General features: G+C 72.2%; 13 protein-coding genes. 9 read left to right on the forward strand and 4 right to left on the reverse strand.

Annotation, left to right across the window (positions count from 1 at the left end):
• Window positions 1–364 precede the first annotated feature (364 nt).
• The 6 genes from IF23_RS0108430 (at window position 365) to IF23_RS0108455 (ending at window position 11,012) form a co-directional block, all read left to right on the forward strand.
• Entirely contained in the window at window positions 365–3,007 is a 2,643-nt protein-coding gene (locus IF23_RS0108430; RefSeq protein WP_078653860.1) for a Pls/PosA family non-ribosomal peptide synthetase, read from the forward strand.
• 72 nt (window positions 3,008–3,079) lie between these two features.
• Window positions 3,080–6,529 carry an amino acid adenylation domain-containing protein gene (locus IF23_RS0108435; protein ID WP_030281472.1) on the forward strand — a complete coding sequence of 1,150 codons (3,450 nt, stop codon included), beginning with the start codon at window positions 3,080–3,082 and terminating at the stop codon, window positions 6,527–6,529.
• 113 nt (window positions 6,530–6,642) lie between these two features.
• Window positions 6,643–7,647, forward strand: a complete 1,005-nt coding sequence (locus IF23_RS0108440) for a TauD/TfdA family dioxygenase (protein ID WP_030281474.1) — start codon at window positions 6,643–6,645, stop codon at window positions 7,645–7,647.
• Window positions 7,644–8,702, forward strand: a complete 1,059-nt coding sequence (sbnB, locus tag IF23_RS0108445) for a 2,3-diaminopropionate biosynthesis protein SbnB (protein WP_030281476.1) — start codon at window positions 7,644–7,646, stop codon at window positions 8,700–8,702. Before IF23_RS0108440 ends, sbnB begins: the two co-directional genes overlap by 4 nt.
• 36 nt (window positions 8,703–8,738) lie before the next feature.
• On the forward strand, window positions 8,739–9,725 hold the full coding sequence (gene sbnA, locus IF23_RS0108450; RefSeq protein ID WP_030281478.1) for a 2,3-diaminopropionate biosynthesis protein SbnA: 987 nt from the start codon (window positions 8,739–8,741) through the stop codon (window positions 9,723–9,725).
• Between the two features lie 162 nt (window positions 9,726–9,887).
• A complete protein-coding gene (locus IF23_RS0108455) occupies window positions 9,888–11,012 on the forward strand; it encodes a DUF5954 family protein (protein WP_030281480.1) in 1,125 nt (374 codons plus the stop codon).
• A 60-nt stretch (window positions 11,013–11,072) separates the two neighbouring features.
• Here the strand turns inward: IF23_RS0108455 and IF23_RS0108460 are convergent, their stop codons facing one another.
• Window positions 11,073–11,891: an SAM-dependent methyltransferase gene (locus IF23_RS0108460; protein WP_030281482.1), complete on the reverse strand. Its 819-nt coding sequence runs from the start codon at window positions 11,889–11,891 to the stop codon at window positions 11,073–11,075.
• 217 nt (window positions 11,892–12,108) lie between these two features.
• On the opposite strand from IF23_RS0108460, the gene IF23_RS0108465 reads away from it, so the two are divergent.
• The gene (locus tag IF23_RS0108465) at window positions 12,109–12,564 is read left to right on the forward strand and encodes an ASCH domain-containing protein (protein WP_037677715.1); all 456 of its coding nucleotides are present in this window, start codon (window positions 12,109–12,111) and stop codon (window positions 12,562–12,564) included.
• A gap of 99 nt (window positions 12,565–12,663) precedes the next feature.
• On the opposite strand, the gene IF23_RS31945 is transcribed toward IF23_RS0108465, so the two are convergent.
• Window positions 12,664–13,116 (reverse strand): hypothetical protein, encoded by a 453-nt coding sequence (locus tag IF23_RS31945; protein WP_051739420.1) that lies wholly within the window; start codon window positions 13,114–13,116, stop codon window positions 12,664–12,666.
• 87 nt (window positions 13,117–13,203) lie between these two features.
• Between IF23_RS31945 and IF23_RS0108475 the strand changes: the two genes are divergently transcribed.
• Window positions 13,204–14,040 carry a hypothetical protein gene (locus IF23_RS0108475; RefSeq protein ID WP_211266135.1) on the forward strand — a complete coding sequence of 279 codons (837 nt, stop codon included), beginning with the start codon at window positions 13,204–13,206 and terminating at the stop codon, window positions 14,038–14,040.
• A gap of 6 nt (window positions 14,041–14,046) precedes the next feature.
• On the opposite strand, the gene IF23_RS0108480 is transcribed toward IF23_RS0108475, so the two are convergent.
• Complete coding sequence (locus IF23_RS0108480; RefSeq protein ID WP_078653863.1) at window positions 14,047–14,613, reverse strand: PACE efflux transporter; 567 nt, start codon at window positions 14,611–14,613, stop codon at window positions 14,047–14,049.
• Between the two features lie 98 nt (window positions 14,614–14,711).
• On the opposite strand from IF23_RS0108480, the gene IF23_RS0108485 reads away from it, so the two are divergent.
• Window positions 14,712–15,599 carry a LysR family transcriptional regulator gene (locus IF23_RS0108485; RefSeq protein ID WP_030281492.1) on the forward strand — a complete coding sequence of 296 codons (888 nt, stop codon included), beginning with the start codon at window positions 14,712–14,714 and terminating at the stop codon, window positions 15,597–15,599.
• An 89-nt stretch (window positions 15,600–15,688) separates the two neighbouring features.
• Here IF23_RS0108485 and IF23_RS31025 read toward each other — a convergent pair whose 3' ends face one another.
• On the reverse strand, window positions 15,689–16,069 hold the full coding sequence (locus tag IF23_RS31025; protein WP_245654931.1) for a MazG-like family protein: 381 nt from the start codon (window positions 16,067–16,069) through the stop codon (window positions 15,689–15,691).
• Window positions 16,070–16,177 lie beyond the last annotated feature (108 nt).

Consider the following 16,177-nt stretch of genomic DNA (forward strand, 5'->3'; position numbering starts at 1 on the left):
GCAGGTGACGGCGGCGCCGCAGAGAAATGCGCCGGACGCGGAGCCGGGGCGCCTCCGGCGCGCCGTCGCTCCTTCCGCCGCGGTGCGGCCGATTGTTTTTGTGGCCTGCACCCGGCTGGTTCGAGGGAGAGGGCAGTTCTACGTTCTTCAACGATCCCTTCGGTGGGAACGGGAAATGGGGGAGCTGTGCGGAAGAAAAGCGCGGTACACGGCAGGCGCCGGAGGTGGCCTTCCGGATTCCCCGGGCACCGGCACACGCCGATGAGCCCCCGGGCGCGCACCCCCTGATCCGTCACCGCCCCTCCGTACCGCATCACCACCGCATCCCGCCCGCGTACGGGCACGACGCGTCCAAGGAGTTCACGTGGGGAGAGAAGAACCGACCGGAACCCCGTCCGGCCACCCCGCCGATGCCGCACCGGCCACCACCGCCGCCACGGACGGGACCGAGCCACCGGCCACCGGCGATGCCGCACCACCCGCCACCCCGGACGCCGCCGATCCGGCGCCCGCCCTGGAGACCGCGCTCGCCGCCGTCCTCGCCGCCGTCCTGGACACCGAACACGTCCCGACCGACGGCAACTTCTTCGACGACCTCGGGGCCGACTCCCTGGTGATGGCGCACTTCTGCGCCCGCGTCAGGAAACACCCGGAGCTGCCCGCGGTCTCGATGAAGGACATCTACCGGCACCCGACCGTCGCCGCCCTCGCCGCCGCCGCCCGCGCCGACGCCGCCCCCGCCGACACGGAGCCCCCGGCCACCGCCGAGGAGCCCGCCGCCCCGCCGCCCGCCCACCGCACCGCCCGCTACCTCGCTTGCGGCGCCGCGCAGCTCGCCTTCTTCCTCGGCTACTCCTGCCTCATCGCCTTCGCCACCACCCGCGGCTACTCCTGGGTCTCCCGCGCCGCGTCACTCCCGTCGCTCTACGGCCGGGCGGTCCTCTTCGGCAGCGCCGAGTTCACCGGTCTCTGCGCCTTCCCGGTGCTGGTCAAATGGCTGCTCATCGGGAGGTGGACGGCGCGGGAGTTCCCCCTCTGGGGCCTGACCTATCTGCGCCTGTGGATCGTGAAGGTGCTGGTGCACGCCAACCCCGTGGTGCTCTTCGTCGGCAGCCCGCTCTACCCGCTCTACCTGCGGGCCCTCGGCGCGAAGATCGGCCGGCACGTCACCATCCTGTCCCGCACCGTCCCCGTCTGCACCGACCTGCTCACCATCGGCTCCGGCTCCGTCATCCGTAAGGACGCCTTCTTCCTCTGCTACCGGGCCCACGCCGGACGCATCCGCACCGGCCCCGTCACCCTCGGCCGGGACACCTTCGTCGGCGAACGCACCGTCCTGGACATCGACAGCTCCATGGGCGACGGCGCCCAACTCGGCCACACCTCCACCCTCCGGCGCGGCGACACCGTCCCCGCGGGCGCCCGCTGGCACGGCTCCCCGGCCCGCCCCACCGACGTCACCTACGCACGCGTCGCCCCGCAGCGCTGCGGCACACTGCGGCGGGCCGTCTTCGGCGCCGCGGACCTCGCCAAGACCCTCCTCCTGACCATCCCGCTCACCCTCGCCCTGCTCTCCCTGGTCTGGAACGGCCTCCCGGTGCTCGGCGGCCACGGCGACCTCGACGAACAGCCCCTGACCTCGGCCGTCTTCCACCTCAACGCCCTGCTGCTGTCCCTGACGCTCTTCTTCGGCGCCGTCACCCTCGGACTGGGCGTGCTCTTCACCGTCCCCCGCCTGCTGCGCCGGACGATCGAACCGGACAAGGTCTATCCGCTGTACGGCCTGCGCTACAGCACCCACCGCACCATCGCCCGCCTGACCAACCTCAAGTTCTTCATCCAACTCTTCGGCGACAGCAGCTACATCGTCCCCTACCTGCAAGGCATCGGGTACGACCTCTCCCGTGTCGAACAGACCGGCTCCAACTTCGGCTGCTTCATCCAGCACGACTCGCCGTTCCTCACCACCGTCGGCAGCGGCACGATGATCGCCGACGGACTCTCGCTCCTGAACGCCGAGTTCTCCGCCTCGTCCTTCCGCGTCCGCCGCACCACGATCGGCCGCCGCAACTTCCTCGGCAACCTCATCGCCTACCCGGCAGGCGGCCGCACCGGCGACAACTGCCTCCTGGCGACGAAGGTGATGATCCCGCTCGACGGCGAGGTCCGCACCGGCGTGGGTCTCCTCGGCTCGCCCAGCTTCGAGATCCCGCGCACCGTCGAACGCGACGCCCGCTTCGACCATCTGCGCACCGGCGACACCCTCCGCGACCGCCTCCGGAAGAAGAACCGCTACAACCTCCGCACCATCGCCCTCTTCCTGCTCATCCGCTGGGCGCACTTCCACGGCATCGTCCTGCTGAGCCTGATCACCACCGGGGACGACGACACCCTCGGCACCCTGCTGGAAGCCGGATTCCTGGTCGGCGCCATGACGTACACCGCCGTCTACTACGCCCTCGTCGAACGCCTCCTGATCCGCTTCCGCCCCCTGCAACCCCAGGTGTGCTCCATCTACGAACGGGACTTCTGGCACCAGGAACGCGTCTGGAAGGTGCCCGAGACCCACTTCAACGCCTTCAACGGCACGCCCTTCAAGAGCCTGCTGTGGCGGCTGCTCGGCGTCCGGATGGGCCGCCGGGTCTTCGACGACGGCTGCATCCTCACCGAACGCACCCTGACCGCCATCGGCGACGACTGCACCCTGAACGCCGGGAGCAAGATCCAGTGCCACTCCCAGGAGGACGGCACCTTCAAGTCCGCCCACAGCACCCTCGCCGCCGACTGCACCCTCGGCGTCGGCGCCCTCGTCCACTACGGCGTGACGATGGGCCGCGGCGCGGTACTCGGCGCCGACTCCTTCCTGATGAAGGGCGAGGACGTCCCCGCACACGCCCACTGGGCCGGCAACCCCGCAGCCCCCGCGGACCCCGGTCGACGGCCCGCCCCGGTGCCGCCCCGGCCCCGCGTGCCCGGCACCACCGCCCCGGAGCACACCCCGCGCTGACCCCGGCGGCCGCACCCACCACCCGCCGCCGCGGCCCCGCCGCGCCCATCGATCCAGCAGGAAGGGTTCCTGATGATTCAGCCGACCGACCACGACCGGGAGTACTGGCGCACCGTCCTGACCGACGCCGGATTCACCGCCGTCCCCCGCTGGGCCCCCGCCCCCGTGCCCGGCATCGCCACCCATGAACTCGCCCTCCCCGGCGAGCTGATGGACCGCCTCGACCGCTGGGGCGGCGAGCACGGCGTCCCCCGGGAGGCGATCCTGCTCGCCGCCCACACCCGGGTGCTCGCCGCGCTCTCCGGGGAACGGCAGGTCACCACCGGCTGCACCACCGCCGCCACCGGCCCCGCCCTGCCCTGCCGCCTCGCCGCCACCCCCGTCACCTGGCGCGAACTGGCCCAGGAGGCCGCCCGCGTCCTCACCGACCTCGCCGCCCACCGCCACTGCGCCGTGCCCCGCCTCGCCGCCGAACTCGGCCTCGACACCGTCCTCTTCGAGGCCGAACTCGACCCGTACGGCCACGGCGGCGACCCGCTCGGCACCAGCGTGCTGCGGCTGTCGGTGACCCGCCACGGCACCGGCGCCCGGCTGCGGACCCGCCACCGCACCGACGCCCTCGACACCGAGAGCGCCGCCCGGATCGCCGGATACCACCGCACCGCCCTCACCCACTTCGCCGCCGACCCCGACGCCCCCTACGGACGCCTCGGCCTCCTCTCCGACGCCGAACGCCGCTTCCAGCTCGACGGGTTGGCCGGGCCGCACCGCCCGCTGCCCGACCGCCGCTTCCACGAACTCTTCGAGGAACGCGTCCGCGCCCACCCGGACGCCGTCGCCGCCGTCCTCGGCGATCGGTCCCTCACCTACCGGGAACTCAACGACCGCGCCAACCGCCTCGGCCACGCCCTCCTGGCCGAGGGCCTGACCCGGGAGGGCGTCGTCGCCGTCGTCAGCGAACGCTCCCTCGACTGGATGGCCGCCGTCCTCGCCGTGTTCAAGGCGGGCGGCGTCTATCTGCCCGTCGAACCGCACTTCCCGCCCGACCGCATCGCCGCCATGCTCACCCGCGCCGGATGCGCCCTCGCCCTGACCGAACCCGGCAGCACCACCACCCTGGACCAGGCCCTCGCCGCCCTCCCCGCGGTCCGCACCCTCGGCATCGACACCGCCCTCGCCGCCGGTCACCCCACCGGGAACCCGGGCGTACGGGTCGCCGCCGACCAACTCGCGTACCTCTACTTCACCAGCGGCTCCACCGGCGAACCCAAGGGCGCGATGTGCGAACACGCCGGGTTCCTGAACCATCTCCACGCCAAGATCGCCGACCTGGGCATCGCCGAGGGCCACACCGTCGCCCAGACCGCACCCCAGTGCTTCGACATCTCCCTGTGGCAACTGGTCGCCGCCCTCCTGGTCGGTGGCCGCACCCACCTGGTCGCACAGCGGGTCGTCCTGGACGTGGAACGCTTCGTCGACACCCTCGCCACCGCCCGCATCACCGTCCTCCAGGTCGTCCCGTCCTACCTCGAAGCCGTCCTCACCCACCTGGAACGCACCCCCCGCGCGCTCCCGGACCTCCGCTGCGTCTCGGTCACCGGCGAGGCGCTGAAGAAGCCGCTGGTCCAGCGCTGGTTCGCGGCCCTCCCCGGCATCCGCCTCGTCAACGCCTACGGGCTGACGGAGACCTCCGACGACACCAACCACGAGGTCATGGACCGCGCCCCCGACGGCGACCGGATCCCGCTCGGCCCCTGCGTCCCCAACGCCCGTGTCTACGTCACCGACGACCACCTGGAGCCGGTCCCGCTCGGCGCCCCCGGCCAGATCGTCTTCTCCGGCGTCTGCGTCGGCCGCGGCTACGTCAACGACCCCGAACGCACCCGGCAGGTCTTCGGCGACGACCCGCACCGCCCCGGCGAACGGCTCTACCAGGGCGGCGACATCGGCCGCTGGCTGCCGGGCGGCAAGCTGGAGTTCCTCGGCCGCCGCGACGCCCAGGTGAAGATCCGCGGCTTCCGGATCGAGATCGGCGAGATCGAGAACGCGCTGCTGCGGGTGGACGGCGTCCGCGACGGCGCCGTCGTGGTGAGCGGCGAGGGCCACGGCAAACACCTGGTGGCCTTCTACAGCGGCCCGGGCCCCCTGGAGACCACCGTGCTGCGGGCCCGCCTGGGGGAGTCGCTGCCCGCCTACATGGTGCCGACCGCCTTCCACTGGCACGCCCGGCTGCCGCTCACCGGCAACGGCAAGATCGACAAGCGGACGCTCGCCGGGTTCGCCGCCCGCCCCGCCCCGCCGGAGGAGCACCACCGACCCCTGCGGACCGCGGCCGAACGGCGCCTGGCCCGGGCCTGGTCCGAGGTGCTCGGCGTCCCGGAGGTCACCGTCGGGCGGGACGACCACTTCTTCGACCGCGGCGGCACCTCGCTGGCGGCGGTCAAACTCGTCATCGCTCTCGACCGGGCCGTCTCCCTCAAGGACCTGACCCGCCGCCCCGTCCTCACCGATCTGGCCGCCCTGCTCGACGACGGCCGGGCACCGGAACCGGGTCTCCTGCAGACCCTCGCCGAACCGGCGGACGCGCCCCGCGGCCATCTGGTGGCCTTCCCCGGCGCGGGCGGCAACGCGCTCGGCTTCCTGCCGCTGGCCGAGGCGCTGCGGTCGGCCGGGTACGCCGCCCACGCCGTCGAACTGCCCGGCCACGATCCGGCCGACCGCACCCCGCTCGCCCCGCTGGAACGGGTCGCCGAGGCCACCGCCGACGAGATCGCCCGCCGCGGTCTGACCGGCGTCGTCCTGTGGGGCCACTCCGCCGGTGCCGCCCTCGCCGTCGCCACCGCCCGCCTCCTCCAGGACCGCGGCACCCCCGCCCGCCATGTCTTCATCGGCGCCCGCCTGCTGGCCGAGGCCGCCGAGGCGACGACCGCACCGGGCGACACGGCGGAAGGGCGTACGGCCCCCGGCGCGACGGAGGAGGCACAGCCGCCGTCCGGAACCACCGGCCCCGCGGCGGGAGCCACGGTCACCACCGGCCCTGCGGCCGACGGCGGGACGCACCCGGCCGCCGTCCGGATCACCGAGGGCGGCACCCGCCTCACCGCCGTCCGCACCGGCGGCCGGACGGGCACGGTGACGGCCCCGCCCGCACCCCGGACCGCCGACACCGGGGCCGCCACCCCGCCCGCCCCCGGTGACGTCCCCGCACCCGCCGCCCCCGAGGACGTCCACGCCGCGCGCGCCGCGGCCCACCGGCACGACAGCGCGGTGGCCCACCGCTACCTCGCCGCCGCACTGGACGAGGACGCACCGCCCGTCCGGCTCACCGCGCCGCTCACCCTGGTGCTCGCCGACGACGACCCGCTCACCCGCACCACCGGCCTGCCGCACCACGCCTGGGGCCGCCTCGCCGCCGACGTCACCCTGTACCGGCTGCCCGACGGCGGCCACCACTTCCACCACACCCGCCCCGCCGAGACCGCCCGGGCGGTGCTCGACGCCGTCACCGCGCCCCCGGCCTGACCCCGCACCCACCACCCGGCCACCGGCCCGGCTCACCGGCCCGTGGTCCGCCGACCCACCGACCCGCCGAGCGATCCGCCCGCCCCGAGCACTCCGTCACGGAAAGAGGCCCCATGGCATCGCCCCCCTCACCACCCCTGCCCGTCCCGCTCCTCCGGGCCGGCCGACCACCCGTCCTCCCCGTGGAGCCGGGCGGCGACCCGGCACACTGGACGGCCCGGCACCGGGACGCCCTGCGCGCCCTCGTCACCGAACACGGCGCCCTCCTCGTCCGCGGCCTCGGGCTGCGCGACGCCGCCGGGACCGCCGAGGTCTTCGCCGCCCTCTCCGACGACCTGATGGCCGAGACGGAGAGCTTCGCCCCCCGCCAGACCCGCGCCACCGGCACGTACACCACCACCCCGTGGCCCGCCAACCAACAGATGTGCCCGCACCACGAGCTGAGCTACGCCACGGAGTTCCCCGGCCTGATGCTCTTCGCCTGCCTGACGGAGCCCGACGACGGCGGGGAGACGGTGGTGGCCGACGCGTCCGCCGTCCTCGACGCGCTGCCCCGGCGGCTGGTCCGGCGGTTCACCCGGCAGGGCTGGCTGCTGACCCGCACCTACAACGACGAGATCGGCGCCTCCGTCGCCGAGGCGTTCGGCACCGACGACCGCGCCGCCGTCGAACAGCACTGCCGCACCCACGCCATCGCCTACCGCTGGCAGCCCGACGGCACCCTCTGCACCCGCCAGCGCCGCAGCGCCGTCGTCCGCCATCCGCTCACCGGCCGCCGCTGCTGGTTCAATCAGGTCGCCTTCCTGAACGAATGGACGCTCGCCCCCGACATCCGCGAGTACCTGGTGGACAGCTACGGCCCCGACGGACTGCCGTTCAACACCCGCTACGGCAACGGCGACCCCCTCGAACCGGAGACCGTGGAGCTGCTCAACGGCGTCTACCAGGCGCTCACCCGCCGCACCCCGTGGCGCTCCGGGGATCTGCTGCTCGTCGACAACGTCCGCACCGCGCACGGCCGGGAACCGTTCCACGGCCGCCGCGACATCCTGGTCGCCCTCGCCGACCGGGTGTCCCTGACCGACTGCTCGCCCACCATCGAGGTGACCGCCGCATGACCACCACCGAGCACCCCACCGACCCCCGCCCCGCCGCCCCCGCACCGTCGTTCGCGGTGATCCCCGGTCACCAGGTCCAGCGCGCGCTGGCAGGCCGGGCCCACGAGATCGTCGGCCTCGTCGAGGCCACCTACCGCCTGCACGGCGACGGGAACTCCGTCAACCCGCCCTCGTACTTCCTGAAATTCCCCGACCGGCCCACCTCCCGCATCATCGCGCTGCCCGCCTCGCTCGGCGGCGGCACCCCGGTCGACGGCATGAAGTGGATCTCCAGCTTCCCCGCCAACGTCGGCGCCGGGATCCCCCGCGCCTCCGCGGTGCTGATCCTCAACGACCACGACACCGGCTACCCGTTCGCCTGCCTGGAGAGCTCCATCATCAGCGCCACCAGGACCGCGGCGTCCGCGGCGCTCGCCGCCGACCGGCTCAGCCGCGGCCGCCCGCGCCCCCGCCGCATCGGCTTCTTCGGCACCGGCCTGATCGCCCGCTACATCCACACGTTCCTGGCCGAGACCGGCTGGGAGTTCGACCACATCGGCGTGCACGACGTGTCCCCCGACAGCGCGGCCGGATTCCGCCTCTACCTGGAGCAGTCCGGCGCCGGACCGGTCACCGTCCACCCCGCCGCCGAGGACCTCGTCCGCACCAGCGACCTCGTCGTCTTCGCCACCGTCGCCGGAAAACCGCACGTCGACGACGTCACCTGGTTCGACCACCACCCGCTGGTGCTGCACATCTCCCTGCGCGACCTCGCGCCGGAGATCATCCTCGACTCCGTCAACGTCGTCGACGACATCGAACACTGCCTCAAGGCGGACACCTCCCCGCACCTGGCCGAACAGCGCACCGGCAGCCGCGACTTCCTCACCGGCACCCTCGACGACATCACCGCGGGCCGCGTCACCCTCCCCGCCGACCGCACCGTGATCTTCTCCCCCTTCGGCCTGGGCGTCCTCGACCTCGCGGTCGGCCGGTACGTCTACGACGAGGTGGCCCGCGCCGGTGAACTCCACCGCGTCGACGACTTCTTCCACGAACTGCGCCGTCATGGCTGACCGGCCGCGAGCGCTGCCGCCGAGGAGGAACGCAGCATGACGATCATCTCCGGTCCCGCGGAGTTCAACGCCGAAGACCTCTACGTCGACCTGCGGCCGATAGTGGACCACTCCCTCTTCCTGAAATGCGAGGGCTTCAACTTCGCCGGTTCCATCAAACTCAAGGCCGCCGCCGCCATGGTCGAGGCCGCCGAACGCGACGGCACCCTCAAACCGGGCTCCGTCCTCGTCGAGTCCTCCTCCGGCAACCTCGGCGCGGCCCTCAGCATCATCGCGGCGAGCAAGGGCTACGGCTTCCTGTGCGTGACCGACGCCCGCTGCAACCTCTCGGCCCGCCGGTTCATGGAGGCGATGGGCGGCCGGGTGCACATCATCGCCGAACCGGCGGCCACCGGCGGTCTGCTCGGCGCCCGGATATCCCACGTCCGGGCCCTGTGCGCGGCCGACGAACGGTACGTCTGGCTCAACCAGTACACCAACGCCGGGAACTGGCAGGCCCACTACCGCACCACCGCACCCGGCATCGCCCGTCACTTCCCGCACCTGGACATCCTGTTCATCGGCGCCGGCACCACCGGCACCCTCATGGGCTGCGCCCGCTACTTCCGCGAACACCGCCCGGCGGTGAAGATCGTCGCGGTGGACAGCGTCGGCTCGGTGACCTTCGGCGGCGAACCGGGCCGCCGCATGATCCCCGGTCTGGGGGCGGGCGTCCGCCCGGCCCTGCTCGACGAGGACTTCGTGGACGAGGTGATCCATGTCGAGGAGGCCGACACCGTCCGCGCCTGCCACCGCCTGGCCCGCCGGGGTTTCCTCTTCGGCGGCTCCACCGGCACCGTCGTCAGCGGCGCCACGAGCTGGCTCGCACACCACCGCACACCCCGCCTCACCGCCGTGGCGATAGCCCCCGACCTGGGCGAACGCTATCTGGACACCATCTACCAGACCAACTGGCTGCACGCCCTCTACGGCGAGGACGTCCTCGGCCCCGACCCGGTCACCCCGGACCTCGAATCGGCCTGACACCCCGGACGGACGCCGCCCGGCCCCGGGAGACCACCCCGGGCCCGGGCGGCGCCACGCCTGTCCTGAATCCGCTCACTCGTCCGGGTGGTGGTCGGGGCGGGTGGGGTGGGGTTCCGGGGAACGCCTGTCGGCTCCCTCCGGGGTCGCCAGGATGAACGCATGAGTCATGGTGAGGTGAGCCCGGGCCGCAGTCGGCCGGTCGTGGTGAGATCCCCGGACGGCCCCGTCGAGGCGGTCATGGAGGCCGACGCGCTCGACGCGATGTCCGACGTCGATGTGATGCTGGTGCGGGGCCCGTTGTTCGGCGTCGCGGCCCAGAGCCCCGAGGACGCGCCCCGGTGGCGGGTGGTCGTCCCGGTGACGGCGGGCAGCCCCCAGGAGGCCCGCGACAGCCTCAACTCCTGGCTGTGGTTCCGCGCGAAGGACACGGCCGACACCAGGGAGGAACGCCGCGCCCTGCTGGCCGGTGTCGCCCGCCTGGAGAAGGAGCCGGTCGACGAACTCACCGTCCAGGACACCCGCTACCGCGTCGTCCGCGCCGAGGAGTACGCCGGAAGCGGCCGCGACGGCATCGAACAGCCCCGCGCCACCGACCCCGAACCCGCCGTCCCCGACTGGGAGCGCGGCGTCCGCGACCGCATCGACGACCAACTGCTCCTGGACCCGCAGGAGCCCGTCACCCCCGCCCTCGCCGCCGAACGCCTGGCCCTGCGCGCGCTCGTCTACGCCGGATCCCGCTTCCCCGAGGAGGTCTGCCGCGACTCCCGGCTGATCCGCGAGAGCCACCCGGACGTCCTGTTGCTGCCGCCCGCCTTCCGGGTCGTGGAGAAGGACGGCATCGGCTGGAAGACGGGCAGTGCCCTGCACGCCAGCGCCCACGAGGCCCGCAAGACCCTGGACTTCTCGCTGACCTGGTTCGAGCCACGCCAGCAGGGCCTCATCCCCTGGGACCTGCCCGACCGGACCGCCGACGCCCGCGCGGTGGCCGCCGAGAGCGACGACGCCACCGCCGCCGAACTCGCCGAGTACATCCGCGCCGCCGACCGGCTGCGTACCGAACGCGCCAACCAGATCGAGGTGCACGGCACCGTCCACCGCATCTGCCGCGCCCGCCGCCTGCTCCGCTGGGGCCCGGACGGTCCCGAGAGCCCCCGCCCCTCCGACACCGACAGCCATCTCCCCGACAGGCTCCACCCGTTCCTCGACGAGGACGGCGTCGTCCACTTCGACCACTACGAGGACGAGGACGGGGACGGGGACGGGGACGGGGACGGGGAAGCCTGACGGCGTCCCCTGACGGCGAAGATGCGGGGCGGCACCCACCCGGTGCCGCCCCGCCCTATATCACGCCTTGCGCGCCAGCCCGCCGACGATGAGCTGTTCCCAGACGGTCAGTTCGGCCTCCGCCGCCCCCGCGTGGAGCGGGTCCGACGCCGCGTCCGGGCGCCACAGCGAGCAGGGCACGATCCCCGGCTCCAGGATCTCCAGATCGCCGAAGAGCGCACGGATCTCGTCATCGCTCCGCCACCGCCCACGGCCGAATGTCGACTGGAGCACCGCCTCCGCCTCGGTGGTCTGCGGATTGTTGCCGCTGCGGAAGTGCGAGAGGAAGAAGTAGCTGCCGGAGGGCACCTGGTCCTGCCAGTAACGGACGAGGGCGCGGGGGTCCTCGTCGTCGTTGATGTGGTGCAGGATCGCGCTGAGCACCACCGCCACCGGCCGCTCGAAGTCGATCAGCGCGAGGGTGTCCGGGTGCTCCCGTATGGCCTGCGGGTCCCGGACGTCCGCCTGCATCACCCGGGTGTGCGCGTTGTCCTCCAGCAGCGCCCGGCCGTGGGCCAGCACGATCGGGTCGTTGTCGATGTAGACCACCCGGGCGTCGGGAAGGTGGCGCTGCGCGACCTGGTGGACGTTGTCCGCGGTCGGCAGCCCGCTGCCCATGTCGATGAACTGGTCGACACCGGCGAGCGCCAGCTCCCGCACGGCCCGCACCAGGTTCTGCCGGTTGGCGTGCGCGATGGCCACCGAACCGGGCATGTCGTGCTTGAACGTATCTCCCACGGCACGGTCGACGACGTAGTTGTCCTTGCCGCCCAGCAGATAGTCGTAGACCCGGGCGATGCTCGGCTTCGACTGGTCCACGCCGGAATTGCCCTCGGTCATCGCAACTGCCTTTCTGCCCACGGAAAATGTCTGGGAGTCATGGTAAGAGGACCCGAACCGGCCGGTGGGGGAGGGGCGGTGCAGGTAGGGGTGGGTCCTGCGCCTCCCGTGGCGCCGCCCGGCGGTCGCGGGCGGCGCGGGTACTGCCGGAGGACGTCCGGGCGGTCGGGACGGATATCCCGTTGATCACCGCACCCCGGCTCCGTACGCTCGCCCGATGGCGTACGACGGCGTTCCCGCCCTGGAAGACGACGACCTGCCCACCTTGGAACTGGCCTTTCCCGGACCGGAGCGTGACCGCGGGGTGGCGGCGATCCTCGACGGCCAAAAGACCGCGCTCACCGGCCTGCGGGAGATCTACGCGCACGCCGGGGAGGCCATCCCGCGGGCCGGACAGCGGTTCGCGGTCCTCGACTCCGAGGCCCGCCCGGCCGTCACGATCGAGCTGACCGACGTCCGGGTCGTCCCCATGAAGGAGATCGACGACGCCTTCGCCCGCGCCGAGGGCCGCGGCTACGCCGACGCGGCGCAGTGGCGCACCGCCCACGAGGAGTTCTTCCGCAGCGCGGGCGTGTCCGCGTACCTGGGCCACACCCCCGTCATCGACGGCGACACCCTCGTCGTCGCCCAGACCTTCCGGGTGGTCGGCCCGGAGGAGCCGCGCGAGGGGTGACCGGGGCGCCGCATCGGCGGCTTCCGGCGGTCGCCGCCCGGCCCGTCCTCCCGGACCGCTCCCCGCGAGGGGAAGCCCGGTCCGGGAGGGACGAGCAGGTCAGGCAGGGATGGGCGAGGCCGTCGAACGCTCCGTCCAGAGCATCACCACGGCCGCCAGACCGGCCACACAGGGCACGACACCGGCCACCGTCATCAACAGGGGGTGCGGCTGGCTGAAGTTGTACCCGGCCAGTACGGACCCCAGCACCACGGCCGCGGCGCCGACGCCGCGTACCCAGCGGCGACCGCGCCGCAGCGCCCACGCCATCGTCGTGAACAGGGCGGCGCCGAGCACCGCGAGGGTGAAGAGATAGGTGAGGATGCTGGACTCCGCCATCGAGATGTCGGCGGCGCTGCGCCCCGGATAGACGTGCCGGAGCTGCGCGGCGAGGCCGCCGCCCGCCACCTGGTCGATCACGATGACGCCTGCGGAGGCGACGGCCAGCAGGGCGGCGGTGTACAGAACGCGGCCGGTCGGTCGGGCGGAGGCGGAAAGTTGCTGTGCGGACATCGGCTTCTCCTGGGAGACGGATCCGGAAGGAACTGAAGAGAGTTGGGATACAGTGTCTCAAGTCTCAAACGGAGAGTAGAGGGCCGGATGTCGAACGAGCAACCTCCTACCGGAGTGGTCCGGCGCCGTCGGCGCCTCAGCGATGCCGAGACCGCGCAGCGGATGCTGGACGCCGCGGTGGCGACGGTGGAGCACACCGGTCTGACCGTGAGCCTGGACCATCTGAGCTTCGAGGACGTGATCCGCGACGCCGGTGTGGCCCGCAGCGCCGTCTACCGCCGCTGGCCGTACAAGGACCTCTTCCTCAGCGACCTGCTCAAGGAGTTGGCCCGGCGCGCCCCCGCGGCGGCAGGTGCCGACGGCCAGATCGGCGAGGCGGCCGTGCGCCGACTGGCCCGGGAACGCCTCGACCAGCTCGCCACCGCCCAGGGGCGGCGGGAACTCTGCGGGGAGCTGCTGCGGCAGGGCGCGCTACGGGACTTCGCGGCGATGCGCGCCTCCACGCAGTGGCGCACCTACATCGCGCTGCACGCCACCTTCCTCGGGCTGACCGACGACGACCTGCGGCGCGAGGTCCGGTCCGCGCTCGCCGCCGCCGAACACGACCTCAACGACCGGATCGCCCGCTCCTACCGGGAGCTGACCGATCTCCTCGGGATGCGTCTGCGACCGGACCTCCACACCACCTTCGAGGAGTTGGCGACCACGCTCAACGCCACCATGCGCGGCTTCGTCCTCACCTCCCTCGCTCGCCCGGACCTGGCGGAGACGCGGCGGCGACCCGGCGCGTTCGGGGCGACCGACGAGGTCGAGTGGTCGCAGCCCGCCCTGGGCGTCGCCGCGACCGCCCTCTCGTTCCTCGAACCCGACCCCGACATCACCTGGGACGCCGCCCGCCTCGCCCGGATACGGGAGACGCTCTAGGGGATCTCATGAACGGTCCGATACGGAGGGAGAGTTCACCCCGATCGGAATGCCGCTCGCGCCGTCCGTATCGCTTTCGATCTCACCGTGATGCGAATGAGACGGCGACGCGGGTCCGCCCTTCGCGACGATTTCCGATGAATCGGCGGCGTCGTTCCTCGCCGAGTTGGGAACTCCGAAGATTTTATCGAAGGCCCAATGGTAGGCGAGGGTGTAGAAGGGGACGTAGACGATGAACACGATATCGAGCAGGAAGGCATGAACCACTGTGATGTGCAGCCACCATGCGATGAGGGGGACAAGAAAGCAGACCAGGGTGATCTGGAATCCCACGGCGTGGAGGATGCGACGCCACACCGTCCGCGTCCGGTCGTTCCGACGCACTTCCCATGCCTCGAAGAGGTAGTTGTACCCCATGTTCCACAGCGTCGCCACGGCGCTGATCATGAGGGCCAAAGGTCCGGTGTCGGAGAACGCGTCGCCCGTCAGCAGCGTCATCACCGAGGTGCCCACCACCAGTCCGAGGACCTCGTAGCCTCCGACGTAGACCAGTTTCCGCTTTATGCCCTGCATGTAAATTGCCTTCCGGTTCGGCTGGGTGCGCAGGGCACGGTAATTCAGGCGAACTGGCGAAAAAAGTAAGATCCTTTCAAGGAAACTGACAGGTCCCTATGGCGCTCTCCAGCGACGACATCACTCTGTTCCTCGCCGTGGTCGATCACGGCTCCTTCTCCGCCGCGGCACGCGCACTCCGTCGGGTACCTTCCGCGGTCAGCATGGGCATCGCCAATATCGAGGCAGAGCTGGGATATCCCTTGTTCGACCGGTCCCGTCGCGAGGCGACCCCCACCGCCCAGGCGATGGCGCTGGTGCCTCAGGCCCGCACCATCGCCAGTAGCCTGCGGCTGCTACAGGTCCACGCGGTGCAGCTGTCGCAGAATCTGGAGAGCACACTCACCCTCGCCGTGGCCACGGGTACCCAGGACCAGGACCTGTTGGACACCGTGACGCACATCGGCACCCGCTACCCCCTCCTGCGCGTCAACCTGCGCCACGCCCCCCAGGACGAGGTGCGCGCGATGCTGCACCAGGAGCACATCGATTTGGCGCTGATGCCCGCCCCCGCGCAGGCGAACCGGGAGGAGGTCCGCATCACCGTGGGGGAGGAGACCTTCGTCGCGGTGGCCTCCGCCACCGTCGACACCTTCGGTCTCCCCGTTGACCTGCGGCGACTTGAGGACCTGAGCGCCAGTCGCCAGATCCTGGTGGCCGGACCCGACGAGTCCGTCGTGGACCGCCGCCTCATCGTCTCCGGCGACCGCTGGCATGTGGACTCCGTGGAGACCGCCCGCGCCTTGGTGCAAGTCGGAGCCGGATGGGCCAACCTGCCCACCAGCTCGATCCGGGCGTCAGTCGCCGCCGGGAGGCTACGGCTGCTGGAATTCGAGAACACCCGGAACGGCGTGCCCCTGCCCGTACATCTGGTGTGGCTGCGCAGAAAGCCCCTCCGTAAAGCCGCGGGAGAGGTCGTCGAGCTGATGCGGACCAGCCACCGTTGAATCCCGGCAAGCCCTCGGCCGATCTCGGGAGGACTGAACCGAGGGGCCGGGCCACACCGCATGCCGGGACCGGGCTCACTCCTCCTGCGTCATCCGAGGTTGCCCGGGGGCGCGCCGGGACGGTCCGCCGCAGGGGCGTCACCGGTGGGCGTGGTCGGGTCCGGGAGGAAGTTGGCGGTTTTGAGGGCCAGTTGGTGACGGAGGTACTCCTCGGCGTCGTCCGGACGCATCCGCTTCAGGGTGACCAGGGCGGTGATCACCACGTCCGCGACCTCGGCGTGCACCTCGTCCCAGGAGCCGGGCGCCTTACGGGGGTTGGTGCCGCGCGCCCCGATCACCGCCTGCGCCGCCTCACCGGTCTCCTCCGAGATCTTCAGCACCTGCAACGTCCACTGCTCGACGGCGCCGAGCCCCCGCGCCGTGTCGTGCGCGGTGAACCGCCGGGCGAGCCGCTCCACGGTCGTCTCCAAGAAATCGCCCGCGGGCCGTGCGCAGTGGCACGGTGAACCGTCGGTCGCCCCGCTCCCGCCGGAAGTCTCCGCCGCCGGTGTCGCTTCCCTCATGCCTTCGCACTCTCC

It is taken from the genome of Streptomyces catenulae (assembly GCF_000718015.1).
GTDB classification, from domain to species: Bacteria; Actinomycetota; Actinomycetes; order Streptomycetales; family Streptomycetaceae; genus Streptomyces; species Streptomyces catenulae.